22 protein-coding genes are annotated in these 21829 nt (G+C 47.6%); 12 read left to right on the top strand and 10 right to left on the bottom strand.

The window, feature by feature from the left end; all coding sequences use genetic code 11:
- Positions 1 to 9: 9 nt before the first annotated feature.
- The 3 genes from EIZ48_RS11000 to EIZ48_RS10990 all read right to left on the bottom strand — a co-directional run bounded on the left by EIZ48_RS11000 (position 10) and on the right by EIZ48_RS10990 (position 3781).
- The gene (locus EIZ48_RS11000; protein ID WP_160650953.1) at positions 10 to 888 is read right to left on the bottom strand and encodes a lipase secretion chaperone; all 879 of its coding nucleotides are present in this window, start codon (positions 886 to 888) and stop codon (positions 10 to 12) included.
- On the bottom strand, positions 888 to 1829 hold the full coding sequence (locus tag EIZ48_RS10995) for a lipase family alpha/beta hydrolase (protein WP_160650950.1): 942 nt from the start codon (positions 1827 to 1829) through the stop codon (positions 888 to 890). Before EIZ48_RS10995 ends, EIZ48_RS11000 begins: the two co-directional genes overlap by 1 nt.
- A 305-nt stretch (positions 1830 to 2134) precedes the next feature.
- A complete protein-coding gene (locus EIZ48_RS10990; RefSeq protein ID WP_160650947.1) occupies positions 2135 to 3781 on the bottom strand; it encodes an ABC-ATPase domain-containing protein in 1647 nt (548 codons plus the stop codon).
- A 264-nt stretch (positions 3782 to 4045) separates the two neighbouring features.
- Here EIZ48_RS10990 and EIZ48_RS10985 point away from each other — a divergent pair, with 264 nt between their 5' ends.
- The gene (locus EIZ48_RS10985) at positions 4046 to 4282 is read left to right on the top strand and encodes a hypothetical protein (protein ID WP_192928545.1); all 237 of its coding nucleotides are present in this window, start codon (positions 4046 to 4048) and stop codon (positions 4280 to 4282) included.
- 86 nt (positions 4283 to 4368) lie between these two features.
- Here EIZ48_RS10985 and EIZ48_RS10980 read toward each other — a convergent pair whose 3' ends face one another.
- From EIZ48_RS10980 to EIZ48_RS10970, 3 genes are read right to left on the bottom strand one after another with little or no spacing between them, the layout of a single operon-like run.
- Positions 4369 to 5706 carry an ATP-binding protein gene (locus EIZ48_RS10980; RefSeq protein ID WP_160650996.1) on the bottom strand — a complete coding sequence of 446 codons (1338 nt, stop codon included), beginning with the start codon at positions 5704 to 5706 and terminating at the stop codon, positions 4369 to 4371.
- A complete protein-coding gene (locus tag EIZ48_RS10975; RefSeq protein WP_075761714.1) occupies positions 5696 to 6355 on the bottom strand; it encodes a response regulator transcription factor in 660 nt (219 codons plus the stop codon). Before EIZ48_RS10975 ends, EIZ48_RS10980 begins: the two co-directional genes overlap by 11 nt.
- A complete protein-coding gene (locus tag EIZ48_RS10970) occupies positions 6352 to 6666 on the bottom strand; it encodes a PepSY domain-containing protein (protein WP_240152936.1) in 315 nt (104 codons plus the stop codon). The genes EIZ48_RS10975 and EIZ48_RS10970 overlap by 4 nt, the downstream gene beginning before the upstream one ends.
- Positions 6667 to 6933: 267 nt before the next feature.
- On the opposite strand from EIZ48_RS10970, the gene EIZ48_RS10965 reads away from it, so the two are divergent.
- Positions 6934 to 8826, top strand: a complete 1893-nt coding sequence (locus tag EIZ48_RS10965; protein WP_160650942.1) for a methyl-accepting chemotaxis protein — start codon at positions 6934 to 6936, stop codon at positions 8824 to 8826.
- A gap of 101 nt (positions 8827 to 8927) precedes the next feature.
- Here EIZ48_RS10965 and EIZ48_RS10960 read toward each other — a convergent pair whose 3' ends face one another.
- A complete protein-coding gene (locus tag EIZ48_RS10960; protein WP_160650939.1) occupies positions 8928 to 9833 on the bottom strand; it encodes a DNA ligase in 906 nt (301 codons plus the stop codon).
- A gap of 321 nt (positions 9834 to 10154) precedes the next feature.
- Between EIZ48_RS10960 and EIZ48_RS10955 the strand changes: the two genes are divergently transcribed.
- The 3 genes from EIZ48_RS10955 (at position 10155) to EIZ48_RS10945 (ending at position 12505) form a co-directional block, all read left to right on the top strand.
- Positions 10155 to 11207: a PTS sugar transporter subunit IIC gene (locus EIZ48_RS10955; RefSeq protein WP_160650938.1), complete on the top strand. Its 1053-nt coding sequence runs from the start codon at positions 10155 to 10157 to the stop codon at positions 11205 to 11207.
- A gap of 249 nt (positions 11208 to 11456) precedes the next feature.
- On the top strand, positions 11457 to 12119 hold the full coding sequence (locus tag EIZ48_RS10950; RefSeq protein WP_160650936.1) for a chromosome segregation ATPase: 663 nt from the start codon (positions 11457 to 11459) through the stop codon (positions 12117 to 12119).
- A 71-nt stretch (positions 12120 to 12190) separates the two neighbouring features.
- Positions 12191 to 12505 carry a cupin domain-containing protein gene (locus EIZ48_RS10945; protein ID WP_160650935.1) on the top strand — a complete coding sequence of 105 codons (315 nt, stop codon included), beginning with the start codon at positions 12191 to 12193 and terminating at the stop codon, positions 12503 to 12505.
- 85 nt (positions 12506 to 12590) lie between these two features.
- On the opposite strand, the gene EIZ48_RS10940 is transcribed toward EIZ48_RS10945, so the two are convergent.
- Positions 12591 to 14087: an NAD(P)-binding protein gene (locus EIZ48_RS10940; protein ID WP_160650934.1), complete on the bottom strand. Its 1497-nt coding sequence runs from the start codon at positions 14085 to 14087 to the stop codon at positions 12591 to 12593.
- Between the two features lie 355 nt (positions 14088 to 14442).
- On the opposite strand from EIZ48_RS10940, the gene EIZ48_RS10935 reads away from it, so the two are divergent.
- The 3 genes from EIZ48_RS10935 (at position 14443) to EIZ48_RS10925 (ending at position 17150) form a co-directional block, all read left to right on the top strand.
- Positions 14443 to 15447 (top strand): response regulator, encoded by a 1005-nt coding sequence (locus tag EIZ48_RS10935; protein WP_160650932.1) that lies wholly within the window; start codon positions 14443 to 14445, stop codon positions 15445 to 15447.
- Between the two features lie 3 nt (positions 15448 to 15450).
- On the top strand, positions 15451 to 15897 hold the full coding sequence (locus EIZ48_RS10930; RefSeq protein WP_160650930.1) for a PAS domain-containing protein: 447 nt from the start codon (positions 15451 to 15453) through the stop codon (positions 15895 to 15897).
- A 254-nt stretch (positions 15898 to 16151) separates the two neighbouring features.
- Positions 16152 to 17150: an OmpA family protein gene (locus tag EIZ48_RS10925; RefSeq protein ID WP_160650928.1), complete on the top strand. Its 999-nt coding sequence runs from the start codon at positions 16152 to 16154 to the stop codon at positions 17148 to 17150.
- 90 nt (positions 17151 to 17240) lie between these two features.
- Here the strand turns inward: EIZ48_RS10925 and EIZ48_RS10920 are convergent, their stop codons facing one another.
- Positions 17241 to 18032, bottom strand: coding sequence for a M48 family metallopeptidase (locus EIZ48_RS10920; protein ID WP_160650926.1), 792 nt, complete (start codon positions 18030 to 18032; stop codon positions 17241 to 17243).
- 129 nt (positions 18033 to 18161) lie between these two features.
- Between EIZ48_RS10920 and EIZ48_RS10915 the strand changes: the two genes are divergently transcribed.
- The 4 genes from EIZ48_RS10915 (at position 18162) to EIZ48_RS10900 (ending at position 20765) form a co-directional block, all read left to right on the top strand.
- On the top strand, positions 18162 to 18596 hold the full coding sequence (locus EIZ48_RS10915; RefSeq protein ID WP_160650924.1) for a hotdog fold thioesterase: 435 nt from the start codon (positions 18162 to 18164) through the stop codon (positions 18594 to 18596).
- Between the two features lie 4 nt (positions 18597 to 18600).
- Positions 18601 to 18831 (top strand): DUF3389 domain-containing protein, encoded by a 231-nt coding sequence (locus EIZ48_RS10910; RefSeq protein ID WP_160650922.1) that lies wholly within the window; start codon positions 18601 to 18603, stop codon positions 18829 to 18831.
- A gap of 337 nt (positions 18832 to 19168) precedes the next feature.
- Positions 19169 to 20062: a phosphotransferase gene (locus EIZ48_RS10905; protein WP_160650919.1), complete on the top strand. Its 894-nt coding sequence runs from the start codon at positions 19169 to 19171 to the stop codon at positions 20060 to 20062.
- 64 nt (positions 20063 to 20126) lie between these two features.
- On the top strand, positions 20127 to 20765 hold the full coding sequence (locus EIZ48_RS10900; RefSeq protein ID WP_160650916.1) for a putative ATP-dependent zinc protease: 639 nt from the start codon (positions 20127 to 20129) through the stop codon (positions 20763 to 20765).
- A 63-nt stretch (positions 20766 to 20828) separates the two neighbouring features.
- Here the strand turns inward: EIZ48_RS10900 and EIZ48_RS10895 are convergent, their stop codons facing one another.
- Complete coding sequence (locus tag EIZ48_RS10895; RefSeq protein WP_205298585.1) at positions 20829 to 21656, bottom strand: DUF2797 domain-containing protein; 828 nt, start codon at positions 21654 to 21656, stop codon at positions 20829 to 20831.
- Positions 21657 to 21829: the final 173 nt, after the last annotated feature.

Here is a 21829-nt window from a genome sequence, read left to right as displayed (position 1 = left end):
ACCAATATATTATATAGGCCTATTAATGGAGAGCCTTTGCTGGTCAGCGATACTTTCTAAAGCTTTTACTCGACGAACTTGTTTTTCAGTGAACACTTTATTTCTTAAGTTATCAACTTCGCTTTGTTGCTCCTCAGTGGTGAGTAGGGAGTTGGCGAGAATCTCATCTCGTTGTTGTAGGTATGAATTCACTGTTTCCTCGAACTCGGCGCGGTCTATAGCCAGTTTTTCCAGTCTATTGGCAGCTTCGGTTCCCACAAGTTCCTGATTGGCAAGATAACGTTCCTGGTCCGTCATTTCCTTTGTTCGTTGTAGCTGGCCTAGAAGGTTGGCATTGCGGTAGCTGAGCTGTAGATCCGGAGAAAGCTGATCGATTTCTTGTTCCCAGATGATAGCTGTCTCTTCAGCATTTTGGGTATGCTGCTGTATTTCGAGCTGCTTAAGTGCTAATTCTCTTAGCTGGTTTTCTTCCGCAAATAATAATTGTTGTTCCTGAGGGGTAAAAAACTGAAGTTGTATGCTCTTGATTTGATCAATGAGTCGCTGGAGTGCATCTATATCTAGCTTATCAACAGCATTTGAATCAATGTGTTCTAAGGCAGCTCTATAGTTGATGAACCGCTGAAAGAGGTCTTCGTCCAACTGGTAGGCACTGGCTTGTTCTTCGTTATAACTTTCAAAATTGTCTTTGAGGGTGTTCAGGTTTATCTCGCCAAGTCCTGACAGGAAGTACTCGAAGGTATCGCGAGAGGAATCTGTGTCCACCTTGGTATCGAGTTGCGAAGCGGCTTGTATCATAGGCTTATCGGAGGTTGAAATACGGCTGTAATAGACCGCACTGGCAGTCACAATAATACAAACAAGCGCGAGTACGGTCTTTTTCATCATTACAGTCCTTGTAGTTGCAGTCTGTTGGCGTGCTGTCGATACAGCGTGGTAGGGGCGGTTTCAAATAGGTGAGTTATACCAAGCAAACCGTTAATTTCATCCAGGTGGTTCATCTTGTAGTCATTTCGGATCACTTTACCGAGATGAGTGCTGCACTGACCGACGAGCCCATCATTGGGATCGTCAAACGCAAGGCCCAGGATGACAATTGCCGCGTCTGTTGGGTCCAGAGCATTGGTGAAGTTTCTGGTGCCTGTCCACGAATAATAATACACGCCGTTATCTGCGATATAGTCACCTTCACCACAATCTGATGTCGGTACACCTTCAGGGTACTTTTGATTAAATTTCAGCGACCCTTCGGTAGTCAAAGCGGCCAATGAGGCCAGTGGATCTTGGGGAAGATCACTTCCTCCGGATAACAGGTTAATAAGTGTGACCAAACCTTTGGCCAGTTTAACGGCAACACCTTCTGGCAGAGATCCTTCAGGGACAGTTCCCCGAACGATGTCGGCGACTCGTGAGCCTTTATTCACCCCGCCGATACTGGTTACGGATGCAACAAGCTCTGGTGCGACAGAGGCGACATAGCGCGCAGTAGGTCCGCCGTGGCTGTGGCCTATCAAATTAACCTTTTCGGCACCAGTGACGGCTAGGACGTCCTGGACCTGAGTAAGCAACTGTTCGCCACGAAGCTCTGTGCTGTTGGTCGCGGAAATTTGTGCGACATACACATTTGCACCGCTTTTGCCTAGTGCCTGCGGAATACCGTAGAAGTAATCAATGCCTGCCAGCGTGTCAAAACCAAATAGTCCGTGCACCAATACGATCGGATATTTGGTTTCGGTATAGCCTTTTTGGCTGACGCCTGCTGGTGTGGTGCTGGCTTGGCTGGTAAACGCAATAAAACAAAACAATAGTAGGGTAGTGAGACGTTTCAATTTTACTCTCCTTGTTAGACCTCCGATGAGCAAAAATAATCCTAGTATGCGGAAACGCACTTGGCTGGGTTTATGTTCGTATTGTGATCAAGAATAGGGAATTATTCAAAAAACCAACATGTAAGGAATAAAAGGTGCGTGTTTCGAACATTAAGCCCGGGTGTTTTTTCGTGATTGAAGTCTTTTGGGGGACTAATGGTGTAAATCGAAAGAGAGAATGACTGGTGAAAGAGGGCTCTAAATAAGCAACACAAAGGCGGCATGAATCATGCCGCCTCAAGAAAGGTATGCTTTATTGCGCAGGTTTATTTGAAATCAGCTGCGCGCATGCGGTTAAGCACTGCCATGACTTCAACGACACGAGGCTTGGCCAGGTCGCCGTAGTTAGGCATCATTTTGAACCAGTCATCATGGAGCATTTGCTGGAACGCTTTGCTTGGGTTCTTTTCCCAGCCTTTGCCTTGTGCCAACTGGAACCAAAGCCATCCGACGGCATGAAGCTGGCTCGGATCAGCGACTTGCTCCAGAGCTTGCAGATCAATGAACTCACGTCCAAAGCGTAGCGACGTTTTGTCTTTTACCTGAATCCTGAACTTACCGTCTTCAAGCATTGTTTGCAGTGCAGAGCGGTTGATTTTCCGTGTACGAGGACGGCGGATTTCTTCAGAGCCTTCAAGCTGTCGGCGAGTCGGGTGAGACTTCACGACTTCACGAGCTTTGGCTGTAACATCGACTGCTTCGTAGTTATGCATTTGGATCACTGTATCAGCAACGTCCAGGTAGTCTCCCGAACCACCCATAACCAACAGAACAGAGATATTCAGTTGGTCGCGCAGGAGCGAGATACGGTCAACCAATGGAGTAATTGGTTCGTCGCTTTTGGCGATAAGGGACTGCATTCGCTCGTCGCGGATCATGAAGTTTGATGCCGAGGTATCTTCATCAATCAGCAGCGACTGGGCACCGGCTTCCAGTGACTCCTGTAGCCAAGAGGCCTGCGAGGTGGAGCCCGATGCGTTTTGGGTGCTGAATGAGCTGGTGTCTTTGCCCATTGGCAGGTTGCTGATGTATGGAGTCAGATCAACCTTGTGGACACAACGGCCGTCTTCGGCGCGAATTTTCGAAGCCGTATCGTCAGTGACAACATAGTCGCGACCATCACCCGGAATGTGGTCATAGACTGAGTTTTCGATAGCATTTAGCAGTGTCGATTTACCGTGGAAACCGCCGCCGACAATCATAGTGATACCTAGTGGAACCCCCATACCGCGAAGCGTGCCTTTATGCGGCGCTTCAAGGGTGACAGCGAGGCTCTCCGGGCTGACAAACGGGACGGCATCAGGCATTGGTAAGTCACTGTTACCGGCAAGGCGGGGCAGGATACTTTCGTCAGCAACAAAAGACATCAGACCTTTTTCTTTCAGCTGGCGGCGAAGAGCAACCTGATCTTCGACAGTCTCACAATGGCGCTTCATCTCATCAAGCGGCAACTCGCGGGCGATGGTTGCACGTCGAATAACCTTCGGCATGGTGTAGGTCAGAAGATTCGTTGTCTTCTTTGCAATGATGGTTCGGCCATCTGCTGGAAGGTTAATGCGAAAGCGAAGCTCTATCGCTTCTTCATCAAAGACGACAGCTGTGCGATCCAGAATAGTCTGGCCCGGACGATCAATCTGAATTTCATTGATTTGCTGAGCCAAATCAGCAAACTGGCGAGCAATGAAATCACGTGCTGCACGTTGGTAGTCAGCAGACTGGTCTTTGAGCCATTCAAGATCAGTTAACGACCATTTCCTGCGGGCACGGACACGCGAGGCTGGTGCAAAGGGATCAGCCTGTGTTGTATCTATGAAAAAGTCGAAGTCAACGAATTGATATTCTCCACGCAGGCTTGAGTAGCTGCGGTAATTGTGACGGTCAATTTTATGTAATTTGGCTTCGAGTAATTGCATATCGCCTCGATATCGTACGTTGATAATTCCGGGGGCTGGATTCTACACGAAAGGCATACCAATCGGTACACTTATCTGGTGTTTTCAGTCAGCTATGGTTTGCGGACAAACAGTTCACGACTTCTTGGTTGTGCTTTTGCGGCAAAACTGTGACTAAGTTTGGTCGAAACTCTGCAGGGCTTCCACTTTGGTCTAATTGTGCAATTTCATTGTTACGCTAAGTTTGTATCAGGATGGATGACAGCAAGCGAAGGAGAAGTCATGCTGGAGACCACAATGAGTTTTGCCGAAATAGTGCTGATCATTTCCGGATTGTTGTTCATAACCAAGAGCGTTATGCAATATGGCAAACGAACAAGTGATTGGGGCGGTATTGTCAAAATGTTTTACAAGCGTGTTGGCATGGATACCGCTGAGTACAAGTGGTATCGCCTGGGGGTGAGCTGCTTTATTGTCGGTGTGGTTGTGAGGATCGTCAACTTGACCTTCTGGCCTGTGTAAACTCCTGGCCGTGTATACACGGGGTGATAAGAGATACAAAAATGCAGCCTCAAGGCTGCATTTTGCGTAAGGGGTAAATCTAGCACTCACTTTCTCGGTAGCGGTAATAACAGTTCTGCTTTTAGCCCACCTAGAGAGCTAGTGTTAAGGGTCAGACTTCCCCGGTAGCTGTGCGCGAGTTCACTCACGATATTGAGCCCCAAGCCGGTACCCGGTGTGGTTTCGTCAAGACGAACACCGCGCTTTAGTACCGATTCATATTCACTGGCATCGATACCGGGGCCATCATCTTCGATGATGATGGTTACCTGATGAGCGTCACTGTCGGTTTGGTGAACACGGATCAGACTATTCGACCACTTATAGCTGTTCTCAATGAGGTTGCCGATAATCTCGTCCAGATCTCGCTTTTCAACTGCTACATTCAGTTCACTGTCCAGTTCGTTGACCAGTACGACGTTGCGGTGAGCATAGACTTTATCCATCGCCATCGAAATCGCATCGACACGGGTGGACGGCGCCGTCTTCGCCGCCAGAATGTTAGCCGCGCCGGCCATTCGTGCCCGTCCCAGGTGATAATCGATATGTTGTTGTAGCTGCTGCAGTGGTGGTGACAGCTTCTGCTTTGCCTCTTCATCGAGCAGGGTGACTTCATTATTAAGAACAGCAATCGGCGTCTTCAAGGCATGCGATAGGTTACCGGCATGGTTTCTGGCTCGCTCTAACAGTTCCTGATAGTGGAAAAGCAGTGCGTTGAGGTCATCTATAACAGGCCTGACTTCGAGAGGATAGAAGCCGGTAAGTTCAGTGGAGTTACCTTCGCGAACATTTTTCAGGTTTTGCTGGAGCTTTTTCAATGGCCAGAGCGACCAGCTCACCTGAAGCCAGGTTAGAACCAGGATACCAACCGCCATTGTCAGCAAGATCAGCCATAAACCATGAGTGAGCTTTTTCAGGGTAGCCATCAGCTTGTCTTGGTTGGCAGCAATCGCAAGTTCTACCGGCTCATCAATTTCAGGCAGCAGGAATTTTCGTTTTACCACGAGCAATGACTGTTCATCAGGGCCGATATAGCCATCGTCGTCGTTGCCGGTAATTTTCGCATCCCATAATGATCGGGAGCGGATTTGGGTGTCATTCACCGTCAGCGCCCAATAAAGGCCGCTGTAAGGTGATTGGAACCTTGGATTGGACAGTTTGCTTGGCAGGTATAACTTACCGGTTGCGTCCACATCGGCAAGTGCTGTTAGCTCATCCAGATAGAGGTATAGCTGCTGCTTTTCCTGATCGATAAGATAGCTTTTGATGAAGCTGGGCACCAAATAGCCAGCAGAGAGTGTGATAGCCAGTAGCCATACCGTCGCGGCGAGGAGCAGACGACTGCGTAGGCTAGGCAGGTGTTTGCTACGCGAGTTAATCGGCATTGATGCGGTATCCAAGCCCTCGAACTGTTTTGATGACATCGCCACCAATCTTGCGGCGGATACGCCCGATGAAGACTTCAATGGTATTGGAGTCTCGGTCGAAATCCTGTTTGTAGATATGTTCTACCAGCTCGGATCGTGAAATTACCTTGTCGGCGTTATGCATCATATACGATAGGACTTTAAATTCGAGTGCCGTCAAATCAATGGCTTCACCGTTGTAGAGCACTTTTGAGCTGCGCGTATCCAGGCTTAGGCCACTGACTTGAATTACTGGAGAGGCATTACCGGTCGAGCGACGAAGCTGAGCGCGCAGGCGGGCCACGAGTTCAACCATCTGAAAAGGCTTGGTCAGGTAGTCATCAGCACCGGCATTCAATCCCTCGACGCGTTGGGTCAACTCATTACGGGCGCTGAGAATGACGACTGGACTGCTGACATTCTCATCTCGGATCCCTTTTAACACCGTGAGACCGTCAAGTTTCGGTAATCCTAAATCGAGGACGATGGCATCCCATGGTTCTGAGGTTGCTCGGTAGAGGGCATCTATACCGTCGGTAGACAGTTCGGCGACCCAGCCACTTTGCTCCAAACCATCGACGATTTGTTCGCCTAGTGTGATTTCATCTTCAACGACAAGTATTTTCATTCGGATACCTTGATGACATTTTCCAGATTACGGCCTTTGATTTCGATAATAGAAAGCGTTTTTGCCTCGTATTCAACTCTGACAATATTGTTGTTGGGGTCGATGAGCTTGAGTTCATATACCCAGATATCATCATCTTCTTCCAATTCAACCTTTATTATCCGGCCGTGGAGTTGTTTACTGACAGTCGCCTTCAGAGCAGAGAATGGCTGAATGAGCCCCTGCTGGACGGCTTGCATAACATCGTCATGATCTTCATCGATCTCTAGCGTCGGTGCCGCGTTAGCCACTGGCGCTAAAAGGAAAACCATGCAAAGTGCTGTGAGTAATCGCTTATTGATATTCATGTATAGATTGTAACTGAACTTAGGTGAACCGAGAATGAATATGTAAAGCCTTCAGTGATATAGAGACCAAATTATCTGATTTGAAGGTTAGTCTGATATCAGTATCACGAAATACCCGTGCAAAAAACCACCGTTGAGTGATTGTGTGCGCATAGTTTAACAGACGCTGGTGGCATAATTATCTAGAAGCATTATATTCCTCTGAGTATTATAACTAGATCCAGGAATCATATGCGCTTAACTCTTAAACTGAAGCTTGTATTATCAAGCGTACTACTCATTATACTGACTCTCCTAATACTAGGAGGTGTTTCCTACCAAGCACTTGAAGAGCAGGCATGGACCGCTATTGAAAGCGAAAGCCAGAACACTGCGAAGGCCTATAGTCAGGGCATTGGTGACTGGTTCCATGACCGCCAAAACGCTGTTACCGCAACAGTCGATGCTATTGAGCGCGATTCACAGCTGGATATTGTTGGTCACCTTAAACAAACACTGACATCTGGTGGTTTTGGCCTGAGTTACTATGGCACCACGGAAGGGGTTATGCACCGTCATGATCCGTCGTTGAATAAAGCAGGTTATGATCCTCGCGCACGGGGCTGGTATAAGGAAGCTTCTGCAGCGGGTAAGCAAATCACAACCAAACCTTATATAAGTCATACTATGCAGACATTGGTGGTGACACTGGCAGAGCCGGTATATGGCCAAGGGAAAATGCTTGGAGTCGTAGGCTCAAACCTGGCTTTGGGCCAGCTGATGAAGGATGTGCTCGATATTGCAGTTCCGGGTAAGGGCTTTGCTATGTTGCTTGATACCAAGAATAACCTGGTTGTTGCGCATCCAAACCAAGATATGGAACTTAAGCCAATCACGGAACTGGGGCAGGGCTTTAGCGAGCAGAATTTGGCACAGGCCATGGCATCTCAGTCACTCTTTTTTACCACGATGGATGCCCGTGAAAAGGCAGTTGCTGTTAGCGCGATCCCTAACACTACCTGGGCAATAGCGCTGGTTATGGACAAGGCAACATTGGTATCGCCACTCAACAGTATGTTATTTAAGCTGGCTGTGTGCGGCGTGCTAATCATGCTCTTCGTTTCTTTATTTACAACCTGGTTGGTTTCTCATCTGTTTAAAGGGCTAAACAATGTCTCGGCCGCGCTGTCTGATATTGCCAACGGCGAGGGGGATCTGACCGTTCGTATCAATGTTCAGTCGGATGATGAAGTCGGCAAGCTAGCGGAGAACTTCAATCAGTTTGTCGGTCGTTTGCATACCATGGCAGTCAATCTGCGTGATATTACATTGCAGCTTAACCATTCAGCGGCTGACTCGGCGGATGCGGCTGCCCAGAGAAGCCAGAATATTCGTCATCAGCAAGATGAGATCACTATGGTGGCGACTGCTGTGACTGAAATGGCCAGCGCGACGCAGGAAATCGCCGGTAATGCCGAAAATACCGCCAAAACGGCAGAGCAAGCGGTAGCATTGACGGAAGAAGGGCACACACAGGTTGGTCAGAGTCAGTCATCGATTGGTAACTTGGCAAAAGAGGTCAATAGTGCCGTGGGCATTATCGAAGATCTTAATGGTCACGCGTTAAAGATCAGCTCTATCCTTGCAACTATCCGTGATATTGCAGAACAAACCAATCTGCTGGCGTTGAATGCAGCGATTGAAGCGGCTCGAGCGGGCGAACAGGGAAGGGGCTTTGCAGTGGTAGCGGATGAAGTCAGGGTGCTGTCTCAACGAACCCATACCTCGACAGAAGAGATCCAGACGATGATTGAAACACTGCAATCGACAACCAAGCAGGCGGTCACTGTGATGTCTGATAGTCATCAGCTAGCGGAAACCAGCGTGAAGGATGTGGACGATGCCGGTATCAGCATTAACAATATTGCGAATGAGATCAATGTGATCAGTGATATGGCGACGCAAATTGCGTCGGCGGCCGAAGAGCAGTCGAGTGTGACAGCTGAAATTAGCCGAAATACGGAAGGCGTTCAGGAGGTTGCGAACCAGATGGCAGGTGAGGCCCAGGAAGCGGCGCATCAGGCTGAAGGTTTGAAGGCACTTGCTAATCAGCTGGAACAGGAGGTTAAGCGTTACAAGCTCTAATATTCTTATTGCAGTTTTTAGTTAGTTGAAATTAAGCCGCTTGAACAAGCGGCTTTTTTGATGTCGATACTGCCTACTTTGCAGGTGGTGTTTTGCTTAAGCTAGATATCAGCGTTAGCTCTTACTCGGATGAACCGGGCAAAACGGGGTATGCCGTTGTCGGTATAGCCGTTGTAGCGGTAGTTGATGACTGAGCCGATGAGCGGTGGGTTATCGCGCTCATCATTTTTAAACCCGGTACCGATCTTGAACTTTACATTGTCAGCAGTGAGGACCCAAAGCGCTCCCATTTTTCCGCTGAATTTACCTTTTCCCTCCTCATAGCCGATCACTACGGCTTCCGCATCCTGATAACGCTTCATCTTAAGTAAACGGTCAGATCGGCCGTGAGAATAAAGGTTGTCCTTGTGGTGCAGCATCAAGCCCTCGCCGTTGCCGGCAGTGATTTCGTCAAGCTTGTTGTCGAGTGCATTTCTGTCTGTATAGGTGTATTGCGTGACGGCTTGTAAATGAGGACGGTTGATGGTCGCAATTACTTCCGACAGTTGCTGCAGGCGACGCTCAAACTGGTAGGGGCTGGAAGGGATATCAAAGACCATATAGTGAATAGCCCGCCATTGCTTATCGTTGGGTGAATGGTCCAATACCGTTGCGGCAACTTGCTGGAACAGGCCTCGCCCGGCCCAGAGTTCTCCGTCGAGCTGTATGTCGGACGGTAGCGACTCAGTAAACCACTCAGGCGCGGCTATCAAATTGCCAGTACGGGTTACCAACTGGTTACCGTCCCAGAAGGCACGAACGCCATCGAGTTTTTCGCTAGCGTAGTAGGCAGAAATTGTGTCCTGGTCCGATGAGAGATCAGGTGGCAGCTGCTCGTTGTAAGGCTGTGCCGACATAATTTGTGGTGCCGTTTTTGCGTGTAGATGAATCGGGCTGAGAACCAGTGCAATGACAGCAGCGAGCCGTGTGAAGCTTGATGGCATTCGTGCCGGAGAAGAAAGTGTCATCGTGCGCTCCAAATTGTGAGTAGACTTGGTGTTTAACGGTATGTACAGGATGAGACCGAGTAAATATTGCTGTACAGGGGAACCTCGAATATGTGTCGCGGGCTTGAATATATTGAAGAGCTGGCAAAGTGAGGGCATTGGGAGTGCGAGCTATGTCCGTTGGGTATATTATCAATACCCTAGCTATATGTTCTTTAAGATGCTGGTGGCACGGGTATAACTTGGTTGAATATGGCTCGTATGGATGGAGTCATGTAAAATCAGCGACTTTGAGTTTTTTGGCTCACATCGACCCATTGCGATATACAGTGACGTATTACCATGCAGCTAGCACAACACAAATTTGGTGACTTCCTTCAACGGAAAAACATAGACTTTTCTGCTCGGACATATTTTGTTCATGCCATGAGCTATATGGCACTAGGATTATTTTCTTCCCTGCTTATCGGCTCTATCTTGAATACCCTTGGGATGAAGCTGGGGATCCCGCTTTTTTCTGAAACGTTATGGCCTATCGCTAAACAGATGACTGGTCCGGCGATCGGTGTGGCCATTGCCTATGCCTTGAAGGCGCCACCACTAGTACTGTTTTCGGCAACAACAGCAGGTGCTGCCGGGGCAGCATTAGGCGGTCCTGTAGGGGCTTACATTGCGTCAGTTGCCGCTACTGAATGCGGTAAGCTGGTCGCGAACGAAACGAAAATTGATATCTTGCTTACTCCGGCAGTGACTGTGGTGGTTGGTGTTATCGTCGGAACGTTAGTTGGTCCTCAGGTTGGTGCGTTAATGACAGCGCTGGGTGATCTCATTATGTATGCAACACAATTACAGCCTCTGCTAATGGGGATGATTGTTGCTGTACTCATGGGAATGGCGCTGACGCTACCTATCAGCAGTGCGGCAATTGCTATCATGCTCAGTCTGAATGGCTTGGCCGCCGGTGCGGCAACAGTCGGCTGCTGCGCTCAGATGGTCGGCTTTGCCGTAATGAGCTTTCGCGAAAACCGTTGGGCAGGTGTTGTAGCTCAGGGGTTGGGGACATCAATGCTGCAAATGCCAAATATCGTCAAGAATCATAAAGTCTGGTATCCGCCAATTTTGGCTTCTGCCATTCTAGGCCCAATCGCGACTCTGGTCTTTGCTATGGAAAACACGCCGTTGGGCGCAGGGATGGGGACCTCAGGCTTTGTCGGCCAGATCCAGTCTTTTATCGCACTAGATGCTGCCGGTTGGAGCAGCGGTGAGATTTATACCGCTGTCCTTATGATGCATTTGATCCTTCCTGCGGTGATTACGCTGGTGATTGCCGAAGTGATGCGAAAGGCGGGGTGGATAAAGCCGGGGGATTTGACCCTCAACCTGACGTCTAAGTAGGCAGTGAATTAAGTGAACAAGGAGCATGATAGGTGCTCCTTTTTTGTGCCTGTGCCAAAATTAACCGGATTTCTTGTTGGGTTTTATCACATTTATGCCTGTTTTGATGTAAACATGACACAAAGAGATTATCTAGCTGATATTATTCATATATTAAGAGTATTCTGAACTTTGCACTAGGTTAATACCTTATCTGGCAATGACGGATGCAGAGCGACAAAGGCCAATTGTTTAGCAGGTTAAAAAGATATGATGTCATCTTGGAAAGTATCATTAGGGGTTGGGTTTGTACTGGGAAGTATTTTGGCTTCGGCTGTATGGAACCGCAATCCCGGCCCCAGCCAAGAAGAGTATGAGCTGCTATTACATAAAAATGCCGTATTGGCCGAGAAGCAACAGGTGCTTCAGGAAAGTTTTGAAGAGCTGGAAACCCAAAAGGCGCTAGAACTCGAGAAGGCCTTTGAGCAATTGACCGGCAAGCAGGCCGAGCTTGAGCAGCAGAAGGCCGATTATGAGGAACAGTTGGCTCAACTGAAACAGCAGCAGAAAAAGTTGGTCGTAACCAAGAAGAAGCTGGATACCAAAGTGGTTGAACTGGAGACCGCGACTGAAAAGCAGCAAGTGGTGCTGAGTCATTCGAAAGAGCTTTATCAGCAGCAGTTGTTGTTGCAAAAGCAGGTAGCCAAGGCAGAAGCTGATGTGAAGAAAGCCAAACGTGTTGCGGAAGACTTTAAAAAACCTTGTGACGAGTTTAAGTCTGGTACAAGCTGGAACTGGGTTTCGCAGGCAGATTGCGATAAGTACGACGCCAAGATAAAGGCTGTTGCTGATGAAGAAGCTCAACTGACTGCCTTGAAGACTGAGTTGGAAGCACTTAACCAAAAAATTGAAGTCAACTTGCCTAAGAAATAGTTGGGCAATAGTAGTAAGTGTATTTTACAAGGCGGGGTGATACCTCGCCTTTTCATTATGAGAGAGGAAGGATGAACCTTTTTGGCAACATTCCGGCTGAATTGCCAGAGGAAGTGTTTGAGGATATTGTCGACACATCGAGTGTTCGTATTGAGCGTATTATTTCCAAAGGTCATACGACGCTAACGGATGAGTGGTACGATCAAGATGAGCATGAATGGGTCGCCGTGCTTAAAGGTGAGGCTCGGATACTATTTGAAGACGGTTGTCGGGAAGTGCACCTGAAAGAAGGGGACCACCTGAATATTCTGGCCCACCAACGCCATCAGGTGTCGTGGACGAGACCTGACCAGGAGACCATATGGTTAGCAGTGTTCTATCGCTAGCAAGCAGCTCGCCAAGAAGATTGCTATGTTGAGCTGCTTTATTTATCGGCCTTTGATTTGTTGAACTGGTCTGGGCTGTAAGTGATCACACTTCAAATCGAACAAGGCCTGCCAAGGCTTGCGGATAACCTCTCTCTGACGCTAATGCTTCGGCCTTGGTAACGATTTCTTTTTGGCTTAACCCTGACGTTACCGGGAATTGCTGCTCTAAGGGTAGGGTATCGTCTTTCATCATAGGCACCAGACCTTCAATAACAAGTTGTTGAATCACGCCTTCAGCAGCCGACAAAGCAGATGAGGCCTTGACGATTTCTGTCCTGGCATAGCGACGACCTGCAAAAGAGATATCCGCGGCTCTAAGAGAAGGATCATCCCCCGGGATCTGCTGAGCACCAAACAAGGGTTTTCCACCGACAGTCGCCGTCTGGTAGGCGGGTACAAACTGCGCCATATGTGAAATAGCCCTGTCGGTTCGTGTGTCTATGTCTGAGTTAGTCCAGCCTTGCTTGAGTTTTCTAATGAATGATGTTCCCAACGCTGGCTGGGCATTTTCTGCCGTGCTCCTGGCCAATCCTTGACGGAATAGCGTAATGTCTTCAGTCATGCCGTGAAGCTGGAAAAAACCATTAGGGTAGGGTGTTAGTTGTGCCATGCCATTCGGTGTTCCCCGCTCGCCATGGAAAATCACTTCTGGCCAGACGCCTTGACATTCTGCCCAATGGGTCACGTAGGCCGCCTTGAACTCAACCATACGATGTCGGGGTAAGTTCGCCCAATTGTCCAGCGTACCAGTTCGGTAGCCACAGGCATTGATCAAGTAATCGACATTAACGGAATGGGTGATGTGATCGTCTATTGTCGGATCAAACTGCTGATGGGTTACTGACCAGCTGCCAGACTCATGGCTTTGTTGGATGTCTATAACCGTAGAGCGTGTATTGACTTTGCTCGAAGCTAGTTGTTCGAGGGCGAGATTGGCCGTTGCCGCCAACCGAAATACGCTAAGTCCATATTCCTGTACGAGGATCAGCGGAAACTTGAATTTATCCAGGTCGATATTCTTCGCGACCGGGATCATCCAGTCATCAAGCGAGCCCGGTTCGGTGGGGATAGATGTACGGGAAAGCTGTTCGAGCTCGTTACGGTAGTAGAGTTTGTAGTATTGGTCAGGATCACCGAGAACTTGATTGCGGCTATCTGCTTCAACGAATTGACGGTAGGCACCTTGTAGTAGCTTTAATCGTGGAATAAGCACCTCAGGATCGCCGGGATCATGCTGGGGAACGGCAATAACTGTTGGGCGGATATTGGCTGTATTGGGAAATACCCGAAGTGTATCAATCGACTCTTTGAGCAGGGTTAGGCATTGCTGGTCTGAAATTTCCCGGTAAAGGTTTCCGCCTGCATGCAAATGGCAAATTGGTGGGCCGTTAACCAGGCTCTTGCCTTCCTCGAATAATTCAACCTGAATACCAAGCTCAGCCAAACGAAGGGCTATGGTCGAGCCAGCGATACCGCCACCGATCACGCCAACTTTAACAGGGGGATGGTTATCGGTGCGGTGGGAACTATGAATATTCATAATATGCTGATTTAGCCGTTTAAGTCATATCGTGATAATGGTTAGCATTCTACGTTGCCTTGATTATGTTTAAAACACTTACTCTGTGTGGATTAGGTAAATCATTACATTAAGTGCAGTATTTACATTGTAAATATTAGGCTCATTGCGAGGGACTGCGTGAGCAACGAATGCATGCTCAATCAATATGCTTGTGACGTTGTCACGCTGGCGATGATATAACGACGTTTATAAATAGGTGGTGATGGCATATTTCAGCAGACCAATAGCGCTTCTACTGTTATCATCATGAGGAAAGTTTATTAAAAAGAATATATAGCAGCGCTCCAACAGATAAGAAGCGCGAGGAGCACGCATGGCTACTTCAATTTTGATTTGTGATGATTCGGCATTAGCTCGAAAGCAGATGGCAAGAGCCTTACCGGCTTCCCTGAATGCTGAAGTTACTTTTGCTGTTAACGGTTTGGAAGCCTTGCAGCACCTTAAGAAAGAAAAGTTTGACCTGATGTTCCTGGATCTGACCATGCCGGAAATGGACGGATACCAGACATTAGAGGCAATTCAGCAGCAAGGAATAGATATTAAAGTGATTGTGGTGTCGGGGGATATCCAGCCACAAGCACAGGCACGAGTGAAGTCGCTTGGTGCGATAGAGTTTCTTAAGAAGCCTGTCGACAAAGCCTTCTTGAAAACATTCCTCAAAGAGCTGGCGCCCTCTGAGCCTGTCGCATTTGACGCGGTGATTCAGAGAGTGTCGACGCCCGCTCTCCGGCGTCGTGATGTTTATCTTGAGGTGGCCAACGTGGCAATTGGTCGTGCCGCTGATTCGTTGGCACGTCACTTCGACGTGTTTGTTAACTTGCCTCTGCCAAACGTCAATGTATTTGAAGTGAGTGAACTTCATATGACAATGCGTCACCTTGCAAGTAGCAGTACGATGTCTGGCATTTGCCAGGGATTTAGCGGTGAGGGGATTGCAGGTGAAGCGCTGGTGCTGCTAAGTGATTCCAGCGTAAAAGATTTGATGGCAATGATGCAGTATCCGATAGAGGCTGACGGGGACTCGGAGCTGGAACTGCTGATGGATGTCAGTAATATCCTGGTTGGTTCATTCCTGAAGGGATTAGGCCAGCAGGCCGAGGTGAAGTTTTTTCAGAGCCACCCAGTACTATTAGGACAGCATATGCCGATTGAGAGGATGATTGCTCAGACCGAGGGTAATTGGCGTAGAACGATGACATTTGAAGTTAGCTACGGTATTGAGAATACATCGATTAAATGTGATCTGCTGCTGATGTTTGTTGATGAGTCACTTCCTTTACTCGATAACAAATTGTCTTACTTGATGGATGAGGACTAGGCCATGTTTTCTTTACCTGCTGAATTTGAACAATTCCACTGGATGGTAGATATGGTGCAGCATGTTGATGTTGGCCTTGTCGTACTGGATAAAGACTTTACCATTCATGTCTGGAATGGATTTATGATCCACCATAGCGGCAAACAGGCCCATGAGGCGATCGGAAAGAACTTATTTGAAGTATTCCCCGAGATACCGTCAGAATGGTTTACGGCAAAATCCAAGCCTGTTTTTGAACTAGGTTGCCGGAGCTTTTTGATCTGGCGTCAGCGTCCTTACCTGTTTAAGTGTCGTAATGTCAGGCCAATCACTCAGCAAGCTCCATTTATGTACCAAAATGTTACATTGAATCCGATGACATCGCCAAAAGGTGACGTTGATTATCTTTTTATGGCAGTGGAAGATGCCACGGCCGAAGCGCTGGCTGAAGGGCGGCTAGAAGACAAATAATTACCATAAAAAAGCTCATTTCGATGAGCTTTTTTATTATTTCAAGAATGGATTTTTAATCCCACAAGTCTGAATATCACCTATGGACTTAGGCTGCTCCTTTAGGGCAATCTGAACAACCCCCTTTCTTTATTGTTGATATATGTACGATTTTTATTATTAATTCGTTGTATTTCCCTTGTAAAAATCCTAATTCGGTTCTAAACACTTAAGTGGTAGTGGCAAAAAAGAATCAATAATAGGGATATCTAGATATGACAAAAATGTACAAAATTCTCCCATTGGTATTGTTAATTTCGGGAGTCGTTCATGCTACGACAGATAACCCATGGTACGCCGGTGCGCGTATTGGTGGTACCAACTTTGATAGTTTTGACGGTGCTTTGGATGGTGCTGAGAGCAGCTTTGAACGCGATGATTGGGGTGGTGGTGCCTTTATTGGTTATACCTACAATTCTTGGTTTGGTGTCGAAGGTGGCTACACCTATCTGGGGCAGGCTGACGCCAATGTCGGTGGTGGCGGGTTTGAAGTGCACGGCTTGGATCTTGTGGGTAAGTTCACATGGCATGCCGCGCCGTCATTTGATCTCTTTGGTAAGTTAGGCGGCTATGTCTTTGATGTCGATAACAGCGTAAATAATCAGGATGATAACGGTGTATCTGCAACCGCGGGGATCGGTGCTGAGTATTTCTTTAATGACGATCTATCTGCTCGCGCAGAGTACCAATATTACAACCAAGTCGGAGGTAGTAGTCCGGGCGAAAGTGATGTTCATTTCTACGGCGTTAGCCTGGTCTACTATTGGGGTGCACCAGAGCCGGTCGCCATTATTGAGCCAGAGCCAGAACCAGTCCCCGAGCCGGCACCAGTTCCCGTTCAGCCGGAAGTGATGAAAGTGAAAGCGCTGAGTGTCAACTTGCCGTTTGCCTTTGATAGTAATGCTTTATCGCAGTCGGATATCGATCGGATCCAACCTATTGCCCAACGCCTGGTGGAGTACCCGGAGACAAAACTTTATGTCGTTGGCCATACCGACAGTCGAGGATCCGAAGAGTATAACCAGAACCTGTCTGAAGAGCGTGCCGCGGTTGTCGCCGGTTATCTTGGCGCGCACTTTGGCATTAACAAAAGCCGTATTGTTGCCCAGGGTAAAGGGGAGTCGGAGCCGCTGGCGCCAAATGATACGGAAGAAGGTCGTGCTAAAAACCGTCGTGTAGAAGTGTACACGCCGGGTTTTGAAATTACGAAGTAACACGTTTGGAAGCAGTGTTATTGAGTAAAAAAAGCGCCTTCGGGCGCTTTTTTCTTAAGGGTAATTTGTCCTAAATAGGGTTAGGCCCAATTATAGCTGGCACTGGGGGCGTGTTGCATTGTAGCTAGGCAAGCGTCCAATTTCAGCTCTCAGATCATCAATTCGTGACGAGTGCGACGGGTGAGTAGACAACAACTCCGGTGGCTGGCTTCCTCCTGAAGCTTTGGCCATGTTTTGCCACAGGCTGATGCTCTCATTCGGGTTAAAACCGGCTTCGGCCATCAGGCGCAAGCCAATGATATCGGACTCTGACTCCTGGGCACGGCCATATGGCATGAGTACGCCGTATTGTACTCCGAGCCCAAGTCCGGCCATGGCGGCATCATGATACTGCGTGCCACTGATAGCCATACTGGAAAGCTGTAGACCAGCATTGGCTAACTGGTTACGCGATAGGCGTTCGTTGCTGTGCTGGGCCAATACGTGGCCGATTTCATGGCCAATGACGGTGGCGAGTTGATCCTGATTGTTTGCTACATCCAGTAAGCCAGTATAAACACCGATTTTTCCGCCCGGGAGGGCAAAGGCATTGACTTGCTTACTGTCAAATACCACCACTTCCCATTGACTGAAGCCGCTACTCGGGTTTAGCTTGGCTGTTAATGCTCTTGTGACACATTGCACATATTGGTTGGTTTTTTGGTCACTGTTGATTGTTTCTTGTTGTTTTAGCTGCTCAAAAGACTGCGCACCAAGCTGCGACATGTCTTGGTTTGAGAAAAGCAGCACTTGCTGACGACCTGTCGGCGAACTGGAACAGGCCGTTAGTGCAAGGGCCGAGGCGATAAGCGCCGTACTGATAAGAGGTCGAAAGTAATTCATCTGAATGACTCCTTCCATTCAATTATAGGAAAAACTAATGATTCGATCATACTACGACAGGCGCAGAGTTAGTAGTCGGTAAACATGGAGAGTGGTATTCTAACGACATGACGATCTATAGGTAACCTCATGAGTATTTGGAAGAAAGACTTCACCTTAGATAGCTTGAACCAGAGCTCGGTCAATACGTTGGTTGAGCATCTTGGGATAGAGTACAGCGATTTTGATGACAATAGCCTGAGTGCTGTGATGCCGGTTGACGCACGAACTCACCAGCCGCTTGGGATGCTTCACGGCGGTGCATCAGTCGTGTTGGCAGAAACGCTTGGCTCACTGGCTGCTAATATGTGTGTCGATGAAACGAGGTATTGTGTCGGGCTGGACATTAATGCCAACCATGTACGTGCTGTTCGCAGCGGAATTGTTAAAGGAACCGCAACACCCGTGCATATCGGGACGACAACCCAGGTCTGGCAGATTGAAATTACGGAAGAGCGGGGACGTTTGGTGTGTACCAGTCGTTTGACGATGGCTGTCATGAAGCATAAAAAGAAAGACGTGTAACTCTATGAATTTATCTTTTTCTGAAGGACGTATTATTGCCAATCAGCACGAGTTGGTTGTTCGTCTTAATGGCGTTTCTCGAGCTTCATTGCAGGCGAGGGTTGACGATATTACCTTAATTGGTGGTGCCAACGTAGTTACCGCGACTGGAAGTGGCGTTAACTGGTCGGTACGGCTGGATAGTGAAGAGCAATTGAACCAGCTTGCTGAAGCGGTAGGTATTGCGATTCAATAAGTGGTAATTCGGTGTATAGGTATCACGTATACTCAATGTCTTTATAGTAACTGATAAAGATAAGTAGCAACTCTTTGTTTTCTAAGAATGGATTGAGATCCTTTTCTATAACACTTCAATTTGCGAGTTTTCACATCCGAAATGGTTCCCTGGATACAATTTTATGAGAGCACGTGCTCATTAATTACTATTTTGACCCAAAACTCTAGCGACGAAGTGTCATTTATTGCACTCTGGTTGTGAGTGATAATACTAAAATAATGAATTATTGGCTGCGTATTTGTGTAGGGAATAAGTAACTGAATGAGTTCAGTTTCTCAAGGTAAAGGGAGTGTTAATGATTCAACCTCAGCTTAAGCAAATTGCTGAAACTGCCTATTTGACTATGTATAGTCAGCGACCTGAACTGTGCAACATCCAAGAAACGTTTTATGGTTGGGTTGTCTTTGTTGCATCGCCAAGAGGGAAAGCTGTCGTAAAGTTCTCGAGAGAGATAGGGCGGCTGGCGAAAGAAATCACTGGCTTAAAACGCTTATCTGATTGTCTTGATTGCTCTGTTCCAGAAGTATTGTTTTTCGGCCGGGAAGAAGGCTATGACTACATAATGATGGAATGGTTAGATGGGATGTCGGCTCATGATTTGCCCAATGACCCGGTCGCACTTGAGAGCTTTCGTGAAAGCTATACAGATTTATTGCTTGCTCTTCATGATAATCAGGCGCAACAAGGCTTTGAGCTGACAGAAGATCAATATGAACCTTGCTTAATTAAGGCGTTTGACAGTTGGATGGCGCCAGTGTTGCGCTACGTGCAAAGTGGATGCTCACCATTCTCGCCCAAACTTAAAGAAGCCTACGGCTCAATGTGGGAGAGAAAGGAGGAAATCCTATCGCCTATTAATAATAACTCATCATTTGTTCATGATGACTGTCATGTCGGTAACGTGCTATTTGATCCTCGGACATTTAAAGTAGCAGCAATTCTCGACCCTTGTGATGCGGGCTATAAGCACCGTGAATTCGATCTATTTCACCTCTACGATGTGCGCCCTGATTTGAAGCTTGTTGAGCGATATCAGGAAAAAGTGCCATTAGCTGAAGGTTTCGAGCTTAGACGCTGGTTCCTTAGTTTGTGGGATGACGCTAAGCATAGCCGAAACATGGGATGGTATGATGAGGCATGGCTAACGTCCAAGGTAAATCAATTTAACGAGATCTATGCCCATAGGTAGAGCTTGCTAGCGAATGATTTATCAGCATATTATTGTGGTATAGGAATGATTTAAGGTTAACAGAATGAGAATAATTGCAGCCTGTATAGCAGCAGTCTTACTCGCTGGGTGTGCACAGCAACAAGTTTCTCGAGGGCCGGAACCCAAACTTGAGCCTGAGGTTGGGGGAGAGGCGAAGCCTGTTGAGCCCATTGTTAGTGAGCCTGTGATAGCCCCGGTTTCGCAGCCCGAGCCCGCAGTAAAGCCAGAAATCAAACCAGAACCTAAGCCAGAGCCCAAACCTAAGCCAGCTCCGGTTGTGACGAAGACCCAAGACGGAAAGTTAATTCTGGGTGCGGAGGAGTGGGTTTGGTTAGATTCGGCCAAACAGCATGTAAGAGTAAAAGTCGACTCTGACGTGAAGCTTTCTACGATTGGCGTGACGGATGTTCAGGAGTTTGAGCGAGATGGCAATGACTGGATTAAATTTAAAACCAGCGGCCATGCAGTCGAACTACCTGTTGAACGTTGGCTGAAAGGTAAAAATGGAAGCAAAGAGCGTCAGGCCGTTGTGAAGCTAAGGGCTAAGCTGGGTGAACTGAATGAGTTGACGGAGTTTGCGTTGACGGCAGGCAAGGGGATTGTACTCGGAATTAACTTTATCCGGGACGTTGCCATTGTCGACGGGACACGAAAATACGTGCAGCCAAAGGCGAAGAAATAGCAAAACTTTTAGTAACAATAAAAAAGGCGGTATGTCCGCCTTTTTTGCTTTGTAACGCCACCTTTACGGTGTCTCTACCGTCACTTCGTAACTGGTAAACTTGCGGATATTGATCACGCCGCTATCGAAGATCAGATATTGCCCCTTGATACCAAGTAACGTCCCCTCTACGGTAGGGGTTTTGTCGAAGTTATGGGACGTAATTTTAGTTGGGTATTGTGTTACCGGATACTGGATACTGACCAACTTTTCATTGAGTTGTTCGACAGCATCTTCACCGTACAGTGCCAGAAGCTCATTGAGGCGAGTTTCGATGGTAGGGAGTAATCTCTCGGCCTCAGCTTTCAGGTCAATGTTCTCGTTGTCACCTTTAAGCATCGCACGCCAGTTAGTTTTATCTGCCACCATTTCTGCTAGGGCGATTTCAACCAGCCCCGAAATCTGACGGGTCTTCACTCTTAAAATAGGCAGTGCCTGTGTCGCACCTTGATCTATCCAACGTGTCGGTAACTGGGTATGGCGTGTAATGCCGACTTTCAAACCTGACGTATTAGAAAGATAGACGTAGTGTGGCACCATACAGTGGGTATTCCCCCACTCAGGCTCCCTGCAGGTTCCTTTAGCATAATGGCAGGTTTCCGGCTTCATGATACACATGTCACAGCGAGCCAGCTTTTTCATACAGGGAAAGCAATGTCCCTGTGAGTAGCTTTTCTTTGTTTTCTTGCCACAGGCATCGCAGAAGATATTACCGGTATAGGTCAGCTTTAGTGTTTTGCCTATGAGAGGGTTTAGGGGCAAGAGTTCATCACCGACAGGAAGCTGGTACTCAACTTCACTCCCTAGTGATGACTTCATTTTTTTTAGTGTGCCTAGCATGACTTTGCTCATATTGTATTTATGTAGTAAAGATGATTTTATCATTACTCGCATCCGATCTCAGAACTGATTCATTACTGGTTACAGTATTGTAAATGTTTGTAAGTTGCGGGCTGTATATGTTTACTGTCTGTATTGTATTGGTATCATTTTGTTTAATAACAACAACTAGATGGAACTACAAC

It is taken from the genome of Photobacterium alginatilyticum (assembly GCF_009910675.1).
Taxonomy (GTDB): domain Bacteria; phylum Pseudomonadota; class Gammaproteobacteria; order Enterobacterales; family Vibrionaceae; genus Photobacterium; species Photobacterium alginatilyticum.
The sequence above is the reverse complement of the archived record's forward strand: the minus strand, read 5'-3'. Positions and strand labels throughout refer to the sequence as shown.

Coding starts and splice junctions, on each gene's coding strand:
- EIZ48_RS11000 (WP_160650953.1), bottom strand. CDS start 888: ATGATGAAAAAGACCGTACTCGCGCTTGTTTGTATTATTGTGACTGCC.
- EIZ48_RS10990 (WP_160650947.1), bottom strand. CDS start 3,781: ATGCAATTACTCGAAGCCAAATTACATAAAATTGACCGTCACAATTAC.
- EIZ48_RS10980 (WP_160650996.1), bottom strand. CDS start 5,706: ATGCCGATTAACTCGCGTAGCAAACACCTGCCTAGCCTACGCAGTCGT.
- EIZ48_RS10975 (WP_075761714.1), bottom strand. CDS start 6,355: ATGAAAATACTTGTCGTTGAAGATGAAATCACACTAGGCGAACAAATC.
- EIZ48_RS10970 (WP_240152936.1), bottom strand. CDS start 6,666: ATGGTTTTCCTTTTAGCGCCAGTGGCTAACGCGGCACCGACGCTAGAG.
- EIZ48_RS10965 (WP_160650942.1), top strand. CDS start 6,934: ATGCGCTTAACTCTTAAACTGAAGCTTGTATTATCAAGCGTACTACTC.
- EIZ48_RS10960 (WP_160650939.1), bottom strand. CDS start 9,833: ATGACACTTTCTTCTCCGGCACGAATGCCATCAAGCTTCACACGGCTC.
- EIZ48_RS10955 (WP_160650938.1), top strand. CDS start 10,155: ATGCAGCTAGCACAACACAAATTTGGTGACTTCCTTCAACGGAAAAAC.
- EIZ48_RS10950 (WP_160650936.1), top strand. CDS start 11,457: ATGATGTCATCTTGGAAAGTATCATTAGGGGTTGGGTTTGTACTGGGA.
- EIZ48_RS10945 (WP_160650935.1), top strand. CDS start 12,191: ATGAACCTTTTTGGCAACATTCCGGCTGAATTGCCAGAGGAAGTGTTT.
- EIZ48_RS10940 (WP_160650934.1), bottom strand. CDS start 14,087: ATGAATATTCATAGTTCCCACCGCACCGATAACCATCCCCCTGTTAAA.
- EIZ48_RS10935 (WP_160650932.1), top strand. CDS start 14,443: ATGGCTACTTCAATTTTGATTTGTGATGATTCGGCATTAGCTCGAAAG.
- EIZ48_RS10930 (WP_160650930.1), top strand. CDS start 15,451: ATGTTTTCTTTACCTGCTGAATTTGAACAATTCCACTGGATGGTAGAT.
- EIZ48_RS10925 (WP_160650928.1), top strand. CDS start 16,152: ATGACAAAAATGTACAAAATTCTCCCATTGGTATTGTTAATTTCGGGA.
- EIZ48_RS10920 (WP_160650926.1), bottom strand. CDS start 18,032: ATGAATTACTTTCGACCTCTTATCAGTACGGCGCTTATCGCCTCGGCC.
- EIZ48_RS10915 (WP_160650924.1), top strand. CDS start 18,162: ATGAGTATTTGGAAGAAAGACTTCACCTTAGATAGCTTGAACCAGAGC.
- EIZ48_RS10910 (WP_160650922.1), top strand. CDS start 18,601: ATGAATTTATCTTTTTCTGAAGGACGTATTATTGCCAATCAGCACGAG.
- EIZ48_RS10905 (WP_160650919.1), top strand. CDS start 19,169: ATGATTCAACCTCAGCTTAAGCAAATTGCTGAAACTGCCTATTTGACT.
- EIZ48_RS10900 (WP_160650916.1), top strand. CDS start 20,127: ATGAGAATAATTGCAGCCTGTATAGCAGCAGTCTTACTCGCTGGGTGT.
- EIZ48_RS10895 (WP_205298585.1), bottom strand. CDS start 21,656: ATGAGCAAAGTCATGCTAGGCACACTAAAAAAAATGAAGTCATCACTA.